Origin of the sequence: Arthrobacter sp. 9V (genome assembly GCF_902506065.1) — a bacterium.
Taxonomy (GTDB): domain Bacteria; phylum Actinomycetota; class Actinomycetes; order Actinomycetales; family Micrococcaceae; genus Arthrobacter.
On record NZ_LR732912.1, the window covers coordinates 1,948,404 to 1,965,209 of the forward strand.

At 61.1% G+C, this 16,806-nt stretch carries 20 protein-coding genes and 1 tRNA gene; all 21 read right to left on the reverse strand.

Going from position 1 to position 16,806, the window contains the following annotated elements:
• Positions 1 to 29: 29 nt before the first annotated feature.
• Positions 30 to 971: a hypothetical protein gene (locus BACI9J_RS09130; protein ID WP_159734087.1), complete on the reverse strand. Its 942-nt coding sequence runs from the start codon at positions 969 to 971 to the stop codon at positions 30 to 32.
• Positions 968 to 2,086: a Gp37-like protein gene (locus tag BACI9J_RS09135; protein WP_159734088.1), complete on the reverse strand. Its 1,119-nt coding sequence runs from the start codon at positions 2,084 to 2,086 to the stop codon at positions 968 to 970. The genes BACI9J_RS09130 and BACI9J_RS09135 overlap by 4 nt, the downstream gene beginning before the upstream one ends.
• Complete coding sequence (locus BACI9J_RS09140; protein ID WP_159734089.1) at positions 2,083 to 3,036, reverse strand: hypothetical protein; 954 nt, start codon at positions 3,034 to 3,036, stop codon at positions 2,083 to 2,085. The genes BACI9J_RS09135 and BACI9J_RS09140 overlap by 4 nt, the downstream gene beginning before the upstream one ends.
• Positions 3,037 to 5,817, reverse strand: a complete 2,781-nt coding sequence (locus tag BACI9J_RS09145) for a phage tail protein (RefSeq protein ID WP_159734090.1) — start codon at positions 5,815 to 5,817, stop codon at positions 3,037 to 3,039.
• 11 nt (positions 5,818 to 5,828) lie between these two features.
• A complete protein-coding gene (locus BACI9J_RS09150; protein WP_159734091.1) occupies positions 5,829 to 6,155 on the reverse strand; it encodes a hypothetical protein in 327 nt (108 codons plus the stop codon).
• A 17-nt stretch (positions 6,156 to 6,172) separates the two neighbouring features.
• Entirely contained in the window at positions 6,173 to 6,511 is a 339-nt protein-coding gene (locus tag BACI9J_RS09155) for a hypothetical protein (protein ID WP_159734092.1), read from the reverse strand.
• 101 nt (positions 6,512 to 6,612) lie between these two features.
• Entirely contained in the window at positions 6,613 to 7,191 is a 579-nt protein-coding gene (locus BACI9J_RS09160; protein ID WP_159734093.1) for a phage tail tube protein, read from the reverse strand.
• A 66-nt stretch (positions 7,192 to 7,257) separates the two neighbouring features.
• Positions 7,258 to 7,671, reverse strand: coding sequence for a hypothetical protein (locus BACI9J_RS09165; RefSeq protein ID WP_159734094.1), 414 nt, complete (start codon positions 7,669 to 7,671; stop codon positions 7,258 to 7,260).
• Entirely contained in the window at positions 7,664 to 7,948 is a 285-nt protein-coding gene (locus BACI9J_RS09170; protein ID WP_159734095.1) for an HK97 gp10 family phage protein, read from the reverse strand. The genes BACI9J_RS09165 and BACI9J_RS09170 overlap by 8 nt, the downstream gene beginning before the upstream one ends.
• Positions 7,948 to 8,298 (reverse strand): hypothetical protein, encoded by a 351-nt coding sequence (locus BACI9J_RS09175; protein ID WP_159734096.1) that lies wholly within the window; start codon positions 8,296 to 8,298, stop codon positions 7,948 to 7,950. The genes BACI9J_RS09170 and BACI9J_RS09175 overlap by 1 nt, the downstream gene beginning before the upstream one ends.
• Entirely contained in the window at positions 8,298 to 8,822 is a 525-nt protein-coding gene (locus BACI9J_RS09180; protein WP_159734097.1) for a hypothetical protein, read from the reverse strand. Before BACI9J_RS09180 ends, BACI9J_RS09175 begins: the two co-directional genes overlap by 1 nt.
• A gap of 18 nt (positions 8,823 to 8,840) precedes the next feature.
• Positions 8,841 to 9,089: a hypothetical protein gene (locus BACI9J_RS09185; protein ID WP_159734098.1), complete on the reverse strand. Its 249-nt coding sequence runs from the start codon at positions 9,087 to 9,089 to the stop codon at positions 8,841 to 8,843.
• A 71-nt stretch (positions 9,090 to 9,160) separates the two neighbouring features.
• Positions 9,161 to 10,387 (reverse strand): phage major capsid protein, encoded by a 1,227-nt coding sequence (locus BACI9J_RS09190; RefSeq protein WP_159734099.1) that lies wholly within the window; start codon positions 10,385 to 10,387, stop codon positions 9,161 to 9,163.
• 16 nt (positions 10,388 to 10,403) lie between these two features.
• Positions 10,404 to 11,171 (reverse strand): HK97 family phage prohead protease, encoded by a 768-nt coding sequence (locus BACI9J_RS09195; protein ID WP_201296546.1) that lies wholly within the window; start codon positions 11,169 to 11,171, stop codon positions 10,404 to 10,406.
• Positions 11,171 to 12,685: a phage portal protein gene (locus BACI9J_RS09200; RefSeq protein ID WP_159734100.1), complete on the reverse strand. Its 1,515-nt coding sequence runs from the start codon at positions 12,683 to 12,685 to the stop codon at positions 11,171 to 11,173. Before BACI9J_RS09200 ends, BACI9J_RS09195 begins: the two co-directional genes overlap by 1 nt.
• A 2-nt stretch (positions 12,686 to 12,687) precedes the next feature.
• The gene (locus BACI9J_RS09205) at positions 12,688 to 14,286 is read right to left on the reverse strand and encodes a terminase (protein WP_159734101.1); all 1,599 of its coding nucleotides are present in this window, start codon (positions 14,284 to 14,286) and stop codon (positions 12,688 to 12,690) included.
• Complete coding sequence (locus tag BACI9J_RS09210; protein ID WP_159734102.1) at positions 14,249 to 14,599, reverse strand: terminase small subunit; 351 nt, start codon at positions 14,597 to 14,599, stop codon at positions 14,249 to 14,251. The genes BACI9J_RS09205 and BACI9J_RS09210 overlap by 38 nt, the downstream gene beginning before the upstream one ends.
• 120 nt (positions 14,600 to 14,719) lie before the next feature.
• A complete protein-coding gene (locus tag BACI9J_RS09215; RefSeq protein WP_159734103.1) occupies positions 14,720 to 15,190 on the reverse strand; it encodes a hypothetical protein in 471 nt (156 codons plus the stop codon).
• A gap of 238 nt (positions 15,191 to 15,428) precedes the next feature.
• Positions 15,429 to 15,860 (reverse strand): HNH endonuclease, encoded by a 432-nt coding sequence (locus tag BACI9J_RS24695; protein WP_328699795.1) that lies wholly within the window; start codon positions 15,858 to 15,860, stop codon positions 15,429 to 15,431.
• A gap of 20 nt (positions 15,861 to 15,880) precedes the next feature.
• Positions 15,881 to 15,961: transfer RNA gene (locus BACI9J_RS09220), tRNA-OTHER, on the reverse strand.
• A 219-nt stretch (positions 15,962 to 16,180) separates the two neighbouring features.
• On the reverse strand, positions 16,181 to 16,771 hold the full coding sequence (locus tag BACI9J_RS09225) for a DUF7341 domain-containing protein (RefSeq protein WP_159734104.1): 591 nt from the start codon (positions 16,769 to 16,771) through the stop codon (positions 16,181 to 16,183).
• Positions 16,772 to 16,806: the final 35 nt, after the last annotated feature.

A 16,806-nucleotide genomic window follows, 5' to 3' on the forward strand; every position in this document is an offset into this window, starting at 1 on the left:
TTCGGGCCACTCCAGCGGGCCGGTGGGAATTAGCTGATGCCCCCGCGGGCGATCCAGCAGGCGTTGAGTGACATCCAAAGTTCGGCGGCCGCCGTGGTTGCCACTGAGTAGGTGAGCTTTCCGTCCGGGTATGCGTAGCCAATGGCTTGCACCATGTGTGGGGCTGACATGCCTACCGGGAACGGTGTCTTTGCTGGGGGTGCGGCCCAAGCTGGGATCGCCCCGAACTGGTATTCCTTCTGGTAGTCGTGTTTAACGACAGCGACGTTATGGCCGACGCTGCCTGCGAGGCTGATCAGCCCGGAGGGGTGCACAGTCCATGAAGGGGCGGCATAGGCGCCGCCGTAGTTCTTGTATGGGGTTCCCGTCATCGATAAGGCCGAGGTCACACTGTCCACGGCCCAGGCGGGGGATCCGGTAGGGTCCGGGGTGTATCGCCATGCCCGGGAACCGACTTGCACGCGGGAACCGGGCACATCGAGGTAGCCGAGGCTGAGGAAGTCGTTGGCGTAGATCCCGCCTGGGCCGGCGAAGCAGCGTAGATCCACGATTGCTGTGGGCTGTGTCTGCCCCGCCGTCCACTGAACCAGCCACAAGGGTTGTTCGGCCAGCACGCCGGGGTTGTGCTCGCGCACCGGGAGGGCTTTGCTGGCCCCGCCTGTGACCTTCGTGAAGGTGGTTACACCTGCTAATGGCTGCCAATTGCGCCGCGCAACGATCATGTCCCAGCGTGTCCCGGAAGTGATTGGATCGCATTGGACGGTGGCAACAGAGTCGCTGCTGTCCATGACGCTGTCTCCGTACCCTATGCCGGCAGAGAGGTTCACTGCCCGTGCTGTGGAGGGGTGCGGCGACAGCTTCCAGTGCGACGGGTCCAGAACCCCGTAGTCAGCGCCGCCGATCCTCGGGAAGAACCTGGCAGACTGAAGTTCATCAACGCTTCCGTCATATCCGATGGAGGTGATGGTCATCTGCTGCTCCTAAAGTCTCTGATGTCCTGCGAGTTGCGTTTGATGGCGCGCGCGAAGATGAGGTCTGCTGAGTCGGTGATATCCCCTACCTGGGGTGTGATGTTCAGGCCCTTGTCGCGGGTCCATGAAAGTTGGGCTTCTCGGAGCAAGTCGGTGATAAGCAAAGACGGGCCAACCCGGAACGGGATAATGTTGCCGACCTTCAGCCCGTTCCTGCCGTAGCGGAATTCCTTCGTTTCGGAGAGCGTTAGGGACAGCCCTGACTTCTCGGAGGTCTCCGCCAGAGTCTCTGCTGCGCGTTGGCTGTACACGTCACCGTCTTCGGTGTCCCTGGCATCCCGGAACACTTCAATGACGTCACCCCATTCGGCCTCCCGGGATGCGGCATTGAATGCTTGGAAGGCCCGAAGAACGCCTTCGCCCTTGCCTCCGATGACGCCACGTGTCGCTTGCGGGGCTTCGTTACTCCAGTCCCACTCCGTGACCACGCCTGATGCTTCGCTGAGCTCCTGTTTGTAGAGGCTCGGTTCGAAGACGTCCAGAACCAGACCGGCGCCTGACTGCTTGATGGTAACGCCGAGGCCGGCGGCCTCCACTGCCGGGAACAGCCGGTCGTAGATGGGGTGGAAGCGGATGCTCGCGGTGATGGTGGCCCCGCGCCCCAGGCTGGGAGCCACGGTAAGGGGCCGCCCTAGCCGGGTGACAATGTTCTTCTGAACAATGTCCTTCAGGACCGCCTCAGCCGGGCCTGTCACGGTGTAGTACTCGACGCTCTGGCCGCCGAGCCCAGCTGTGGGGACTGGCCAGCCCAGCGTGTTGTTCAGCAGCCGGAAGTCGTCTTCCACGGTGACAGAGACTGTGCCCTGCAGGTGCGGGCCGTGGCCGCCACGGATACGAACAGGCCCAGAGATGATCTGTTCGCCCTCGTACTCACATGTAAGCCGAGCGCCTGAAGTGTTCAGCAGGCCAAGCTTGGCGTTCGCCGTGGACACCGTGATCTCCAGTGAACCGGCATGGTTGAACCGCGGCGTCGCGTGGACCTCGATAGCGTCACCCAGCCAGCCTGTCCGGTTGAACGCCTGGTCATAGATGGTTAGCTTGAAAGGGTTCTTCACCAAGCCCTCCTATACAGGGGAGTGATTGCGGCACGGATAATCCCGTCACCAGTCATGCTGATGTTGAGGCGCCGGTCTTGCCCTGCAGGGATGGGCGCAAAGTTTGCTGTCCCAAGGTCCACGGTGCGGTCCACCGGGTTGGACAGAATCTCCGGATCATCGTTGGTTGCCGGCATGTAGGTATACATGACAGCGGTCTGAACCGTGGGGTCAGTGTTCACTACAAGCGCCTTGCCCGCAGGAACTACGAAAGGGACCTCCACGACGGAACTTCCAACACCAACAGATGCGTCGGTAGAGCCCCCAACGATCGTCCATACGGGCCATGCATCCTCGTCGCCCGGGTTGTTGATCGACGCGTTTGCCATGGTCGAGCCGGAGCTGATATGAAACGGTGGGCCTGGGAAGAAGTCCACAAGCACGTTGCCATTCCAGACGCGGGAGACTTCCGGCCCGGACCAGAAAGGCGCGTCAGCCACCAAAGCAACCCCGTAGGTGGCCCAGCAGCGCTCGAACGGGTCATGCTCAAACGGGTGCCCGCCGTCGTCCTTGAACCTGCAGCGTAAGGATCGTGAGGACCCGTCCGGTGTCGTGATGGTCCATATGCCGTACTTCTGCGGGTCCATGGTCTTCCAAAATGCCCGGTCCAAGTCGATCCAGCCCTGCGTGCTGGCATCCTGAAATACGCACAGCGGCCAGAACACCCGACGGGGATCCGCGACAGCGCCACGGAACCACTGCCCGGCAACGGATGGTGAGCTTTGCACCCATTCCGTGAAGGCCGGCATCGCCAGGCCCTCAACGCCAGCACGGATCAGACACACACCACCGGAGGGGTCGTTCAGGTCCCACACGGAACCATCCCAACCCGTCCAGGTGACGCGCATACCAACCCACAAGGGCACGGGTGGGGCAGGAGGCACATATGGCGCCGCGTAGACGATTTCCATTTAGCCTCCTGCCGCTACTGCGCGCAGCTGCGTGACCTGGACGGTCCGCCGCTTCTTCGTTTCCATCTCGGTGACGATGTGTTCTGGGTTCCCGTAGACGGGGGCGTTGAAGTTCACCACCGTGCCACCGGCAACAGCAGAACGTGCCGCCGAGGTCCCGTTAGTGGTGGAATTGCCCAGGTCAGGAACGTTTGGAATGGTCACGAGCTGCTTAGCTGCGGCCGCCACGGACTTCACCTTGTCGAGGATGCCCAAGCGCGCACCTTCGCCAACCTGCTGGCCAACCTCGAACCGGAACCGCCGCGACGGGGACTTGATCCCAAGGAAGCCCTTGACACCATCCAGCATCGCCCCGCCGACGTCCTTAATCGCGCTCACGGCGCTGTCGATCATGCCCCTAGCGCCGCTAATAAGGCCCTGAACGATGTTTTGGCCGACGCTCACGAGCCAAGTGCTTGCCCCGGATAGGGCTCCCATGATCTTGCCGGGCAGGTCGTTGAAGAAACCGAGGAACCCGGAAATGAACCCGGCGACTCCACTTGTGATGTTCCGCCAGGTTGAAGCGAAAAACGATCCGATGCCGCCAAGGACGGAGAAGACAACGTTTCCAGCGATGCCCAAGCCGGCCTGAATGACTGACCAGACGATTTGTATTGCTCCGCTAACGACAGCGATGATCGTGTTCCAAATGCCGCCGAAGATGTTCTGGATCCCGGACCAGACCTGTGACCAGTTCCCGGAGATAATCCCGGTCACAACCTGGATGACGCCTTGGACGATTTGCATAGCGGCTTTGATCACTTCAGCAATCACACCGAAAACCGTCACAACAACTGGCATCAAGGCTTGAATCACAGGGATCAACAGGCCCATGATCTGGGTGATCAGCGGAGCAATGGCCGCAATGACCATGCCGAAGATGCTGATCAGCGGAGGCATAATCGACGTGACCAGGCTGATAAAGATCGGCGCAAGCTGCGACACCAGCGTGGTGATGAGCGGAAGCACCGCACCCAGGACCATCGCAATTACCGGCGACAGCATGGTGAACGCGTCACCCAGCATCGAAACGAGGCTGACAATGCTCGGCATTACCGCGATGAAAACACCGCTCAGGACGCCGATAAGCGTTTGAATTAAGGGCTGAACGGTTGTCAGAGCAGAGCCCAGCACCCCAGCAAGGGCCATGCCCAGTTGCCCTACCGCAGCGGCCAGAACAGGCAGGACCGGTTCCAGTGCCTTGAAAAGCAGGCCGATGGGGGAGAAGGACTGGAACAGCCCCAGCAAAGTTGGTGCAAGCGCCTTGAAAGCGTCAACAACCGGGCGGAGCGCTCCGCCTACCCCCTGAGCTCCGTCCCGGATGCTGAACAGGAAGCTGACAAAGCCCGAGTCTTCCTCAACGTTGAATGCTTCACGCAGGTTGCCGGTGAAGTCGCCGTTGGCGAACACATCAATCAGGCCACTAGCGGCCTTACCTGTCCACTCGAAGGCCTTGCCGAGACCACCGGAAAGAAGGTTGATAGCCCCAGTGATTCCGGGCTTCATCTTGTCCAGGGCACCCATCAAGCCCGAGTTGATCGTGGCCTGAAGGTTGCCGATGGCACCTTCGAAGGTCTTGGTGGACTTGGCAGCCTCCACAGCAACGGGGTCGTTACCGAGCTTCATCAGAGCTTCGTTGAACTCGTCCGCCGTGATCTCACCGGCGGCCATCGCGTCACGAAAGTTGCCGGTATACGCGCCAGCCTCTTCCAAGGACCGCATCAACGGACCAGCAGCGCCTGGGATGGCGTCCGCCATCTGGTTCCAGTTCTCCGTGGTCAGCTTTCCCGCGCCCGCGGTCTGGGTCATGACCATGGCCACTGACTTGAAGGTGTCAGCGTTACCGCCAGCGACGGCGTTTAGGTTACCCGCGGCCTTGGTCAGGCCCGTGTAGTCCTTGACGCCGTTCGATGCGAGCTGCGCGATGGTGTTCTGGATCGTCGGCAGGTCAAAGACCGTCTGATCCGCGTAGTCCTTCGCAGCTTTGGAGGCATCCTCGATAGCTGAGGTGTCCAGCCCGGCGAAGTCCATCGTGGCTTTGAACTTGTCCGTGGCATCGCTAGCCCGGGCAGCCTCGGCCACGAAACCGCCGAAGACCCCAGCGCTTGCCAGGGCAATCGCCGGACCAACGAGGGCCTTGAAGCCCCTACCAAACCGGCCACCCGCATCTGATCCGGCTTTGTCAGCCGCTTCCTTGGCTTTGTTGCCCTCTTCATCAACGGCGCTCTTGGCTGCCCCGGAGAGCTTTGACTTGATGCTCTGCCAGCCGCGGGCGAACCTGCCAGAGGCTTGCTCGCCCGAGGAACCGGCGGCGTCCATGGCCTCAGCCAGCTTCGCCTGGGACTGCCGTAGCTGGTCCGATACGGTGATGGTCTTACCGCTGGCTTCGGCCAGCTTGCGCTTCGCAGTAGCGAGGCGCTCCTCTGCGGCCAGTACACGAGCACTGCCCTGCTCACCCTTGGCCCGGGCCTCGTTCAGAGCAGCCTCGGCCACACGAACCTTGCCAGTGGCGTCCTGCTCCGCCAGGCGCGCGCTGGAAAGGGCCTTAGCGCCGGAAGCAATTTGGGCGTTGAGTTTCTTGATCAGCGCTTGGCCAGGATCTCCGGCGCCGACGTTGAACGCGGAACTGAAGGTCTTGCCACCTTCGCGGCCAGCGCCAGAGGCCTCGGAATTGACTGAAGAACGGAACCCCCGGAACGTGGGGAAGATTGCTATCTGCCCGGACCCGACTTCATCAGTCACGTGCAACCCCTTTATGTAGTTCTGATTTGCCCGAAAGCGCTGTACTGCTTCAGCTGAGCCTCGGCTTGGGCGCGTTCCTCAGGGGTGATCTCTTCAACGGGCTGGTCTGCGGGCCACGGCCAATCCGGGACATAAGGCGGAGTGCCCTTCTCCCGGTTCACATTGATCGCCTGGGCGAGTGAGGCTGTGGCCAGCATCTCGGCGCGGCTCATTGGGTAGGCCCAGCCCGAAACTGCAGCGAACAGGTGCGAGCCCATGTCCTGCAGGACCTGCTCGGCTAGCTCGACAGCTTCCCAAACCGGCAGGGATCCGCCGATGTCCTCGACGGATACCCCCAACCGGCGGAAGTCGTAGGCTATTGCCCCTCGGTGTTCTCGGAGGAGTCCGCCGAGCCAACGGATTTTCCCATGCTCACCGACATCCGGGCGGCGAGGGCTTGGCTGTATTCCGTCAGGATTTCGGCTGCGTCAGCGGTGTCTAGCTCGTCCAGGGCCTTGTTATTGGCTGCGCTGAAGATCTTGGACATGAAAAATTCGAACTCTTCGAACTGGGTCTTTTCCTCGCCGCCCATGAGTTTGCGGACGGTACCGAATTTGACGGTCAGAGGCAGAGAAAGTTCGCCGTTGGGGGTTTGGCACTTCAATACGTTCTCGACAACGAGGTACTTGGGTTTGGGGGCTGCTGCGCGGGCCATTGGATCTCCTATGGGATGTGGTGGGTTTGATGGGTTGGTGCTGCGGTCCCGCGCTCACCCATCGAAAGCGCGGGACCACAGGTTTAGGGGAGCCGGTGAGGCTACGGGGTGGTGGGCAGCGGGATGAGCCACTCACCAAGGTGCTGGTTGTCCAGCTCGGGGGACCGGGACACGGAGAAGGTCACTTCGTAGCCGAGGACCTTGCCGCGTTCGGACTTGTCTTCCTTGACGGACTTCACGCCGATGTTCGCGGCCACACGGCGCCGGATGACGCCGTTCTTGAAGATCTCCTCCGCGAACACGACGTACCGGGCGGAAGTGCCGCCGCCGTCGATGGTCATGTAGCCGTTGGCGTCAGCGTTCTTGCCGCGGATGATCGAGCGCACGGTCTCGTCCGTCTGGGCGAACTTCACCTTGAGCTCAACATTCGCGAGGCCAGAGGGAAGGGAGAAACCGTCCTGCCAGAAGGTGATGGCGTCGCCATCGGCCTCCATGGTCCACTCGAAGCCGCCATCCTCCGTGAGAAGGCCGGGGATCTTGAAGTCCACCGGGAGTACGAAGTCCAGGGCCTTGCCAGCCACGGGAGTGGGAACAGCGGTCCCGAAGGGTGCGAAGCCGATGTGACCGGTTACCGGTACACCAACAGCCTCGACGTCGTTGCCGAAAGAATCAGCAGCCATTATTTGCCTCCAAATAGAAAAACCATCCACAGGCGTGAATGGCTGGTTGATTGGTTTGGCGTGGTGCTATGGGTACGCGTTGCCGACTACGGATAGATCGAAGGTCATGTACCGGCGCGGCTGGCCGCCCTCATCGAGCACCTTGAAGGGGCCGTTGGAGCCGCGGACGTTTGCCACTGGGTTATCAAGCTCAGGACCTGCGCAGTCGCTCATGATCATGTGGACGACGTTGGCCAGGTCAGTGGCCATCTGGTCCGTTTTCCCCAGAACCGTGATGCCGACGCTGGGTTCCTTGGTGACGATGGATGAGGTGGACCCGCTGTCATCTCGCACGACGACGGTTTTCTCTCGGGCGGGGTCCGGGAATCTGTTGCTGACGAACACATTGGCTGTCAGCGGCGTCCCGAGCGCGGCCAGCTCGGCCCGGAGTCTGCTTGTCAGGTACAGCTCCAAGTCAGTGAACAGGACACGCTTACCCACTCTTTTTCACCTGCTTCAGTGCGCGCGCGAGGTTCCCTGTCTTCGACTCAATGAGCATGGTTTTCCAGTCACTGCCCACCACAAGGGCGACGTTCCTGTTATCCGCGGACTTGACCTCAACGTGCAGGCCGTTCACGTAGTCAGCTTCATCGACAGGGGCGGAAGCCTTGGCAATGGCAAGGGCCTTCTCGGCCACGTCCTTAGCCATCTGCGTGACGCCGGCGGACTTGCCGATCCGCTCGAAGAACTTGTCATTGAACTGGACACCATCAGCCATCAGCCCTTGACCTTCCTGATGGGGAACTCATCGCCCGGGCGCCAGCCAGTGAAGGCATTTAGCCAGGCAGCGTTTTCTCCGGTCACTTCCCAGACGCCAGAGCGGGCAACGATCCTGTCTGCCGGCTCTACGTCCATGTCGGGAGGGCCGTAGATACTCATGCTGGTTGTGACCGTTTGCCGGTTCTCCGTGGTGCTCTCGACGCTGGAGGATGGGCCGATGGCCACACCCTCAATTTCCAGTTCGTCTGGGTTGTCCCAGTCACGTTCCGTGGATTCCCCAGAGTACGGGTCATTCACGAATGGAGCGCGCTGGCGGGTGACGGCTTGACCGTTGGCTAGTGGGAACATCAGGCCCCCCACACCAGCTTGTAGGGTGTCAGGATGTCCTTCTCTGACTGAAGCAGCGGCAGGCTAATAGGGGCGCCATTGACAGTGCCGTAGGAGACTCCCATGGGGCCAGCGTTCTGACGGACCACAGGACCTATTTGCTGGGCTGCCCTGCCTGCCACGGTAGCGACGACGCCGGCGACGTCCGGGGCCTCTGTGAAGCCGTGCGTAAGCGTGATTCGAACGCCCCGGTTCTTCCGTGTCCAGCGCCCACAGGAGAGTGTGAGGAGCCCCGCTGCGGACCAATCGAGGGCGGGCAGAACGTCGGCCCCGTCGTTGGTGCATGCGGTGACATCAATGATGTGACCGGTGGGCGCCAGCAGGTCTGTGCCGCCGTCCCCGTCCAGTACCAACTCTTCGGTGACCTCCGGCAGGATGTGCCAGCCGCAGAACTTGCGGACTTCAGCAGTTGCGGCGTCAAGCCAAAACTGCGGGTTGGTTGGGAGGACGCCATTCTGCAGCGTCAAGATCGGTGGTGTTGCCATCAGACGCCCTCCCTCCCGTTACTTATTCGCCGGTGTAGCCGACTTATTGGCCGGAGCTTGCTGCTTGGATGCGGCTTCGGCTGCCTTCTTTTCAGCGGTGGCCTCTGCTGCCTTTGCTTCAGCTGCAGCCTTGTCCTCGGCGGCTTTGCGCTCAGCGGCGGCCTTCTCCTCGGCTACCTTGCGCGCGGCCTCATGCTCCGCTGCAACATCGTCATCTACCTGCACCGTGTGCGGGATCCCGTTGATGCTGATCTCGATTTCCTTCATGGCATGGCTCCTTTCAGGCCCACCACACCGTGGCCGCTGATCAGATCAGCGGCCACGAGCTGCGGGGTTGCTTAGGCGGGTGCTGCGTTGGACAGGGTGACCTTGACGAAGGCTGCCGGCTGGCGGACAGCAAGCGCCAAGCGCTCTTCAGCACGGATCGTCACCATGTTGTTGGTGAAATCGTCGCCGTGAGTGTTAGTGCCCTCCACCCGGACGCCGCCCTTGCGGTAGACCGTAGCGGCCTGCTTTCCTGCGCCCACCAGGACCGTGCCCGCGGCGATTGCCGAGGTGACGATGGTGTTCTTGCCCCACAGGGGCGGATCCTGCAAGATACCTCCGTTGCCGTACTGGCCAGCGAAGAAGCCACCTGCGAAGTACTGGCCGTTGCCGTCCTTCGCCAGACGCTGCTTCTGGTAATCAATCGGGTTGATCACGATGCCGTCAGCGGTAAGGCCGGTGGCGGTCTGCACCTTGGTGAGGCCACGGAAGATCGCGTCAGCGTTGTCCGTGTTGTTGGCCGCTGCTTCGGTCTGGACGCCAGAGCGGTTCAGGATGCCCCGGACGTTGGTGCCGGTGCCGTTGCCATTGAGCAGTTGTGCCTCTTCGAAGAGACGCAACTGGTAGAGCAGGCGGTTCTCGATTTCCGTGACCAGGAACGCGGCGTCCTCGGTCATTTCGTCGGAAATCTTGATGAAGCCGGCGATCTTCGCCAGGGTCTCAGTGACCTTGTCGTAGTCGGGGAAGTGCAGCTGCGGCTTGGCTCCTCCTTCAGCGACCGTCGTGAAGGCACCTTCAACGGTGGCCTTCTCCACGAAGTAACTGATGGCATTGGAGGTCAGCGTGCCGGAACCAAGCCAGTCGGCAATGGTCAGGCGTTCCCGGAAACCGCGAACAATGTTCGTGTCGATTTCCGGGATGATCAGGCCGTTACCCGTGGTCGTGACCAGGTGCGAGTCCGAGGCTGCCTTGAACTCGGGAGCCGCGATGTCGAACCGGGAGCCCTTGGCGCTCAGGAGAGCGCCGTGGGCGTGCTTCACGAAGTGATGGCCGAGAGAAAGGATTTCCGTTCCATCGGCGTTCTTCTTCTCCGACTCGGGCATTGCCCCGATGGAGGCGAGGAGCTGATCAGCGTCCATCGCGGACTTGATCTGCTCGTCAAAGGCTTTGATCTCCTCCACAAAGGAGCGGATCTGGCCTACTTCGTCGGACGTCAGCGCGCGCTCGGCGGCTTTTGCACCTTCTGCGATAGCGCGTGCCTTCTCGGCAGCGGCCTCTCGCTGTTCTTTGAGCTTAGCCATGGTGGCTTCACCTTTCTTAGAAATGAACCCCGGCGGATGCCAGGGCGATTAGCGCGAGAGCTGCTTCCGGGTCGTCGTTGCGCGCCTTGACTTCCACGTGGTCCTCACCCTTGGCCGTTTCCGGCTCCTGAGGCTTGCCACCCTTCGGTTCCTCGTCGCTGACGTCCGTTCCGTCAACCTCTATTACCTCGGCCAGTACCTCTTCGAGGAGGCTCTTTGCCTGAGCGAGGCGGTCTTCGTTCTTAGCTGACAGGGTTCTGCCAGCCTTGAAAGCTGTGATGGCGTCTTTCACGCCGGTCAGTTCGGTCTCTTGGTTTGCACCAACAGGCACTACCGAGACTTCGTGGATTTTGAGCTTGCGCAGCTCGTAGTACCAGCCGCCCTCTTCCGGTTTACGGTCGACCCATGCGCCTTCGATCACGTCGTAGGCGAAGCTCATCTGGGTGACGCGACCCTCTTTGATGAGCTTGTGGGTTTGCTTGCCGTTGGCGGTCTCCAGATCCAGCTGGACCTTCACGAACAGGCCGCGGTCATCCTCGTAAGCCTCGACCGTCTGACCGATGTTCATGTAAGGGTCATCCATGCGGTGAGCCCAGTAGCAGGGGATGCCTGAACCCTTGTCGCCGTACTCGGCCAGCGAGTCAGCGAACGCGCCCTGCAGGACGATGTCCCCGTAGGAGTCCTTGTTGCCAAAGACCGAGGCGTAACCGGTGAACTGGCCTTCCTCAAGCGAGGAGTCAGAAGCGGCCTTTAGCTCGATCAGAGCTGTTTTCATCTTGATCATCAGATTCCCTCCAGTGCTTTCTGCACCAAGGCACCTGTGTCAGCGCCCTCGCCGTGCATTCGTTCTGCTTCTTCGTTGACCTTGCGGGCGATGAAGACAGCAAATTGGTCGTTCATGCCGGCTGCCTTGAGGTCCGCAGTCAGTTCGCGGTCCCACCTTTCGATGTCCCACCAGTTCTCGAGTCCGCTGGCGCGTTTGGCTGCTACGACCGTTCCCTGCCGTTCAAGGAATTTCCGTAGGACGTGCTCGAAGGAGTTCTGCCCCGCGCCCGGGCCGCCATCCTGTGGCGAGGCCTGGCCGCCCACAAGGACGTTGAGAGGAACGATTAGTTCGTCTCCGCCGTCAACGGGTTTGAGGTTGAACAGCTTGCGGGCTTCGTTGCGGGTCTGCCATGGCGCCCCGGTGGCTGTAGACACCACGTTGGACTGCTCCTCGAAGGACCCGCGCAGTTTGGCCTCCACGTTGAACTCCACGTACTGATTGGGTGGCGCTCCAAGCATTGGCAGGAGGAAGGTGTTGAAGCGATCCTCGATCATCCTCAACACCGGTCCCAGAGTGTCCCCATACAGGCCGCGGCGGAACTCCCGCACGTTTGCGAAGTTCGCGTTGTCCAGCATGCCGATCATGGTCGGGTTCACGTGGTAGACCTGAGCGACAGTCTCCAGGGAGAGCTTTGCGGACTCGACAAACTGGTCTTCCTTCGCCGCGAAACCAGCACGCTTGTAGTCCATGCCGTCTTCGAGAAGCGGAGTGTCGCCAGCTCGTGAGCCGCCGTCTCCGGTGAAGGCCATCCACATCTTGTCGAAGCGGCGGCGTGCCGCGTTGTCCCAGGACGGGGCGTCCTTGGGGCGGGTCAGGATGCCGCCGAACCGGCCAGCCTTCTTCCAGATCTGCTTCCGGTAGACGCGCGCGTGGTGTTGCTCCTCGAGGATCAAGCGCAGCGTCTCGACTCTGGAGGTCCCGGCCTTGGTGTTTGCCGGGGTCCAGCCCTTGAAGCGGCAGACTTGGTCAGGAAGGAGCTTGAGTAGGCCCCCGTCAGTTTGGCTGACATCGTAGCGCTCGACCTCGAAGCTGTTTTTGTACTTCGGGGTCACCCACGCCGCGGGGATCACTCGGACTGTCTTGCCGCCGTCAAGGTTTGGGAGGGCCACAACGTAGACATCCTCGTACAGGGCCCAGTCTCCAACGAGCGCGTAGAGCAGCTCCGTGAGAGTGTCACTTTCGTTGGGCTTGCCCAGCACATCAGCAACCGGACCTGTCCGGACGCGGTTGGTTTCCTCACCGTCACGCTCGAACAGGTGCAGGTTCAGCTGGGATATGTTCCGAGCGAAGAAATCCACGACTGTGCGGAGGTTCGGCTGCGATTCCCACATCTTCTCGATGCTGTATCGCTCGACGCCGTCCTGGTCAGACATGAAAGCGGTCCCGTGGACATATCCGTAGGGTGTCTGCCCTTCGACCTTCCCCGGAGTCTTCGAGGTGAACAGTCGTGTCAGTTCGTCCAGGACGCCCATGCTCACCACCAATCCGGGTTGTCTTCTTCACCCATCGCCACATATGCGGAGACGGTCGCGGGCTCTTTGTGGACGTCCAGTCCGTAGAGTGCGTAGTTAGCTGAGATGACGGACGCAACGTCGACCAAGGAGCCGATACGGTCCCAGACCTGCATGTTGCCGAGGGTCTTGGTCACGCCGCCGGATATGGCCATGTCCAGTACGGGTTGTGAGCGGTGGAATACCGTGCCAGCCTCGACGTGGTCCTTGAACTGCCCGGCGGAGGAGCCCAGCTCCGACCCACCAACTTGGATGACGTTCAGCCCAAGCTTCTCGAGCGGCTCGATGAACTCGATGGCTGGAGTGCCTTTAGCTTGGACGGCCACATCGGTCGTGCCAGCCTTGTCAGCGATCTTCTTGATCGCTTCAGGCGCCCACATCATTCCGGCTCGCTGCGCCACGGTCTCAACGTGCCGGTTGCCGTCTTCACGGAAGCCGGCCACAGATACGTAGGTCATCGACCGGTCAGCGGAGGTGTCCACGCCGATGACCACAGGAGAGTTGGGCGCGATCTCAGACTCAAGATCGCATTGCGAAGCCCATGCAAGGGGGTCGATGTATGTGAACACTGCCGCTGTCACCCACTGACACAGAACCTCGGTGCGAAACACGAACTCGGGGTCCGTTTTGAGGTCCGAAAGGATCGTTTCCCACTCGATGGTGTAGCCGAGCGATGGATTCGCCTGGGCGATAGCCTCTGGATCGTCCTTCTTGCACCCGTCAGGGGCAGACCATTCGAACAATCCGAGGGTTAGGTCATTCTTGTTCGCGTACTCCTCGACGGACTGGATGCCGGTCTCAACGTACTTGTCCCACTCGTTGACCGACTCCAGCGCAATATCGCGGAGGTGGCGCAGCACAACGGACTTCGCGTCGCCAGCGTTGGAGATGCCCCACAGCTGCGAGTTGAAGATGGCGTTCATGGTCTTCGTGACCGATGACCAGGCGTCGAAGTTCTGCTGCTCGCGGAGTTCGTCCATCAGGACCCGCGCGGCGGACTTGCCACGGCCACCTTTACGGTTGGCTGCCTTCACGCGGTACTTGGCGCCCGACTTCAGCCGGATGGAAGTCTTGCCGTTGCCAAGGACAGGCTTCAGGGTCTTGGACTGCAGTGTGGGGATCCCGGCTTCGTTCTCAGGATCCGGATCGCAGTAGGCGTTCGTGCGGTCCCATGCCTCTTGGGCAGTGTCGAGATCCTGCGCGGTGCCAAGGATAAGGAAATCGCGGGGCTTCACGTGCTCCGGGAATGCTCCAGAGTCGACGTACAGCCAGTACAGGCACAGCACCGTGAGTAGCGTTGTCTTGCCGTTCTGCCTGCCAACGAGGATGCAGAGCTTCCGGAAACGGTAAGTGCCGTCCTTGTTCAGCTCCAGAGCGTGAATCAGCAACCATTTCTGCCACGGGAACAGCTCCAGGCCGAGGATCACGCTCGCGAAGCGGATCACGTCGAAGCCGAGCGAGGTTTTCGGCGTCAGCTTCCGGAGAGGCTTCGTGAACAGGCGGGGTGTTTCCTTGCCCTTCAGATCACCCGGTGCGCTTCTTCTTCCTGCTGAATGCTGCAAGCTCATCCTCCGGTTCGGGCGCAGGAGCGGCACCCTTTGCCCCAGCCGCGCCGCGGGCGGCCGGCGTCAAGCCAAGAGCCTCGCAATACTTCAGGTAGGTGGGGATCGACACGTTATCCAGCGGGGGAGGCTTCACGTTGTCCTCGCCAGCACGCTCCAAAACCAAGTCCCGCAGCTGGTCCTCGGTGTCGATCTTCCGAGCCAGGAACTTCAGAGCAGCAACAGCACCCTTATCCGTCGCTTTCAGGTGCGTAGCAGCGTCCAGAGCCTTCACCGTCGCGTCGTAGATCGTGTCATCAGGCTCCGTTGACAATTTCGAGCCTCCGAACTATCGCGTGTGCGTGTGCGCGACCCCCTCAGGGGCCTCGGGGAGGGAGGAAGAGTGCAGGCGGGAGGTGTACCGCCCGGAGGGTCTCCCAAGAGTTGGACGCCCCTACCCCTGCCAGGGTGCTGCGTATCCGACAGTGAGAAGGTGCGGTGTCTCTGTGAGTCCGAGGAGCCGGGTTAGTACCTCTGCAGTGTCATCGATGCCGTACTGGACTCCTTCGCGGGGTCCTTGGTTGATGAGTGTTCGGTACCCGATGATGCGTGGGTCCTTCTGCTTCAGCCCATGCTCTCGTCTGATGTGGCTGGCTTGGTCGCTGTTCGCTACGACGAGGACGCGCTCTGTCCCATCGGGTGCGTCGAGTAGCCACTGCATTGCGAGTGTCGTCTTACCCTCTTGCCTGCCACCTGTGATGACGTGCAGTGGTCCGTCCCTGAATGCTGGGTTCTCTACGAGCCGGCGTCTGATGGTTGATCGTTCGAGTCCGAGGATGTGAGCGCGGGATGGTGCGAGGCGCAATGCCCTACCGATCATCCGTGTCTCTGTGGGCTGGCTATTGCCAGCGTCTGTAGTAACCATCGATGCGCTCCTTGTTCGGCTTATGCTCAGGGTGTTCGCAACTACCTACCCGAGGAGAGTCAGCAGTGGCCCGCAAAGAGTCCGAGTACGCATGCCCGAAGTGTGAGACCCAGCTGGTTGAGAGGTGGGAGATGGTCGATGACGGGAGCATCAACCACGTCAAGGAGTACCAGCGCGTTGGCCGACCTTACTGCCCTAAGGGTCACAGCATTGAGTGGACGGCGGCGGGTACGCCTGCCTAGAGCCAGTCTCTACTGAGCGTGCCAAGACCGGGCGCCGGGGCTCTGTTGCCTCGGCGCCTGTTGCATTCAGCGTGTGATGCCCGGAAGTTAGCTGGGTCCTCTTGGTGCTCTGGGTGTGTGGACACTGGGTAGTAGTGATCCAGTTCGAAGCGGGACGGGTCGTTGTCGTCTACCGGTTCGTAGTTGATGGGCTGTGAGCAGAGCCAGCAGCGTGCGTCGGCGTCTTGGCATTCACCCTTGAACTTGAGCTTCTGCGTCTGCATGTTGCGGGTGGTCTTGTGATGCTGACTCACTCCACCTCCATGGTGTGGTGTTGCGTGCGCCCGCAGGAAGTCCCATGACAGGCACATCCGAGGGGAGCCCGGTTCAACCTTCGGTTCGAAGAGATGCCGTTGACGGGCGCACGCTGTGTTGAGGGAACACCTCATTCAGAAGCTATGGAGCTTCCGTGGGCTGACAGGATTCGAACCTGCATCTCTGGAGTGGCCCCAGCCAAATTCCATCGCTCTTCCAATTGAGCTACAGCCCGGGCAGGTTTCGGGGCTTATGCACCTGCCAGCTATCCCAAGTTCCGTGGTGCAGCCCCACAGCTCACTGCTACTCACGGAAACGGACCCCTATGCGTCTCCCCAAGAGACGACGAAGGCCCGGACTGTATTGGGGATAACAGTCCGGGCCTTCTGCCTGAAAGTAGAGACACTTCCGCGGCGGTACCACTAGTTTAATTCAGATCGGCGTGGATTAAAAGCTAGCGGGTGGGCGTGTTGATGGCGGCGTTGAGGTGGTGCATCTCAGCTCCCACCCATGCTGATCCGCAGTTGCCGCACTCCACCCATGCCTCGCCGTTGAACGCGTGCCCAGTGAGGCAGCGCTTCCACCTGGACTCGTCCTCCTCGAACGCCGTGTAGAACAGCTCCCCACACTGCGGGCAAGGGGCGTCGATCACGAGCGGCTTGGCTGGCTGAAACACCTGCTCGATGGCGGCCACCCACTCCGCGGTGAACTGCTCGGCTTCCTTCCGCGGGCCATCGTTCACTGATGCCACCCGCGCCCATGCCTTCATGGAGTCCTCCAGCGACCCATGCTTGACACCCGGGAAGAATTTGCCGTGCTGGAAGAACACCACGGACTCGATGCGGAGGTACAGGTCATAGGCGGACAGGGCCAGTGGTGCCGGTGTTCCGGACCCTCCACCCTGAGACGATCCGCTGATGCCTTTGCACGCTACCCGCAGCTGGTCCAGCAGGGGCGGGGCTTTGACCCATTGCGGGCCGTTGTCCGTTTCAATCTTGTGTGTGGTCTCCATGGTGAGCTGGTCTACGTTGGTTGCGAGGTTCACCGTGGCTCCCCTGGGTTGCGGCGGTTGACGGGCGT